This window comes from Bacillus sp. JJ1566, assembly GCF_036962685.1.
Classification (GTDB): domain Bacteria; phylum Bacillota; class Bacilli; order Bacillales; family Bacillaceae_L; genus Ferdinandcohnia.
In genome coordinates, this window is the sequence record NZ_JBALOP010000040.1 from 49,420 (window position 1) to 51,892 (window position 2,473).

The following is a 2,473-nucleotide window of genomic DNA, read 5'->3' on the forward strand; positions in this document are numbered from 1 at the left end:
AAAAAGTTGATAAACCGGTGGTTTGGACATTGCACGACTGTTGGCCATTTACTGGGCACTGTGCATATTTTGATTATGTTAATTGTAATAAATGGATAACGGGATGTGAAAATTGTCCACAAAAAAATAGTTATCCTGCAAGTTCATTAAGAGATAATTCAAAGAACAATTATTTAATGAAAAAAAATCTTTTTAATGGAGTTAAAAACTTAACCATAGTTACTCCGTCAGAATGGCTTGCAAATATAGTAAAAAAATCCTTTATAAAAAGTTATCCAGTGGAAGTTATTAATAACGGCATTGATTTAAATGTATTTAAACCAACTTCCAGCACATTTAGAGAAAGTCATGGGTTACTTGATAAGTTTATTTTACTTGGTGTTGCAAATGTATGGGATAAAAGAAAAGGTTTAGAATATTTCTTGGAAATCTCCAAAAAATTAAAAGATGACGAAATAATAGTTTTGGTAGGTTTAAAAGACCAACAAATAAAAAGTCTACCAAAAAATATAATTGGAATTTCCAAAACTGATAGCCCTCATGAATTGGCACAAATATATTCAGCATGCGATATATTTATAAATCCTACTTTGGAGGATAATTTCCCGACAACTAATTTAGAGGCATTGGCATGTGGAACCCCTATAATTACGTTCAATACAGGCGGTAGTGTAGAAAGTGTTGATGAAGACTGCGGTTTTGTAGTTACTAAAGGCGCCATTAAGGAAATTTTAGAAAAAAAGGATATTATTAAAGAAAAAGGAAAGCATAATTATTTTACAAACTGTATAAACAAAAGTATAAATAATTATGACAAGAATGATAAATTTGCTCAGTATATTGAATTATATAAAAAAGTTATAAGTTGATTTACAGAATAATCCTAAATTGCTACCTATAAAAGAAGGGAAAGTATATTGTGATTAATGAATCGGAATTACCTAAAGTTAGTATAATTACAGTATCTTTTAATAGTGTTGAAACTATAGAAAAAACAATCCAAAGTGTGATAAATCAAACATATAGTAATGTTGAGTATATTATTATTGATGGTGGATCAACTGATGGAACAGTCGATGTTATCAAAAAATATGAAGATCGCATTACACATTGGGTATCGGAACCAGATAATGGGATTTATGATGCTATGAATAAAGGGATAAAATTAAGTAATGGTAAACTAATTGGTATTATAAACTCGGATGATTGGTATGAAACTAATGCGGTAAAAAATGCAGTAGATGTTTATAATAGGATGAACAATGTTGTTATTTATGGGATGCTTAGAATGATAAAGAATGAAAAGGTACAATTTATTAAAGGATATACTCATGAAACCTTGAGCAATCAAATGATTCAGCATCCAACATGTTTTGTTCCAAAAGACTTATATGATAAATATGGAGTATTTAATTTAAAATATAAAATTTCTGCAGACTTTGAATTAATGCAAAGATTAAAAGCAAATAATGTTTCATTTGAAATGATTGAAAAAATCCAAGCTAACTTCAGGCTAGGTGGAGCTTCAACGAGCATTATAGGACCATTAGAATCATTAAATATTAGATATGAATACGGTTATATAAGTAGATTTAATTACTTGTTAAGAAAATTGATGACCTACATTTTGTATAATGTAAAAAAATATGTTTAAGGGAAGGATATAATGAAAAAAATAACTTTGTTAGACACTTCTATATGTACAGAAAATAATGGAGATAAAATTATTATGGACTCTATTAATAGAGAAATAAATAACATACATGGGGATTTTTTTCAGGTTAATTTACCAACCCATGATAAAATTGGAATAAATAGTTATAAACACATTATGTCTTCTGACCTAGTATACGCATGTGGAACTAATATGTTATCTTCAAACATGTGGTATTATAATCAGTGGAAAATAAATATGGTCGATTCTTTCTTTTTAAAGGATGTTATATTACTTGGAGTTGGCTGGTGGCAGTATCAAAGAAAACCAGATTTATATACTAAAATTCTTTTAAAGAGAGTTCTAAATAGTAACATTATACATTCTGTTCGTGACAGTTATACAGAAAATATGCTTAAATCTATAGGAATAAATAACGTTACAAATACTTCTTGTCCAACTATGTGGAATTTAACTCCCGAACATTGTGAAAATATTCCTACGGTAAAATCATCTAATGTCTTGTTAACATTAACAAACTATAATAAAGATCCTAAAAATGATAAAAAGCTAATTGATATATTACAAAGAAATTATAAAAATATTTACTTTTGGATTCAAGCTCATGAGGATAAAGAATATATAGAGAGCCTAGTAAATACTGAAGGAATTAGATACGTTGGACCTAGTTTAAAAGCTCTGGATAGTTTATTGCAAAATAATAGCATGGCGCTTGATTTTGTAGGTACGAGGCTACATGCAGGAATTAGGGCATTACAAAACAAAAGGAGAACTATTATCATTGGTATCGATAATAGA

At 28.5% G+C, this 2,473-nt stretch carries 3 protein-coding genes; all 3 read left to right on the forward strand.

What is annotated here, in order from left to right; all coding sequences use genetic code 11:
• Positions 1-869: glycosyltransferase (locus V7112_RS15635; protein ID WP_335421420.1), on the forward strand; the 869-nt coding region annotated here is incomplete at its 5' end.
• Positions 870-919: 50 nt separating this feature from the next.
• Positions 920-1,654 (forward strand): glycosyltransferase family 2 protein, encoded by a 735-nt coding sequence (locus tag V7112_RS15640; protein WP_335421423.1) that lies wholly within the window; start codon positions 920-922, stop codon positions 1,652-1,654.
• A 12-nt stretch (positions 1,655-1,666) separates the two neighbouring features.
• On the forward strand, positions 1,667-2,473 hold an 807-nt coding region (locus V7112_RS15645), incomplete at its 3' end, for a polysaccharide pyruvyl transferase family protein (RefSeq protein ID WP_335421425.1).